Source organism: Marinagarivorans sp. (assembly GCF_982758155.1).
Map to the genome: position 1 here is coordinate 4905 of NZ_CEXWTU010000291.1, position 221 is coordinate 5125.

Genomic DNA, 221 nt, shown 5'->3' on the forward strand with positions numbered 1-221 from the left:
GGGGGGGGGGCTTCACGCTTAACGTCGGTGCGGAAAAGGGCGTCGATACGGCCGAGCTGTACTTTATCGCCGTGTCTTAAAATCGCGCTGCTCGATTGTAGTTCACCATTAATAAACAGCTCGTTTGAGGCGTGACTAGAATCAATGTGAAATTGTAAGCCTGAGTAGGTGATGGTTGCATGGTGCCGTGAAATAGAGGCTTCCGGAATGCACAGGGTGCA

The 221-nt window shown here is 51.6% G+C and carries 1 protein-coding gene; it reads right to left on the reverse strand.

Features of this window, described 5'->3' with window-relative positions; genetic code table 11:
• Positions 1-221, reverse strand: a 221-nt coding sequence (locus tag AC3A8L_RS19605; protein ID WP_487963961.1) for an FHA domain-containing protein, incomplete at both ends; no start/stop codon positions are given.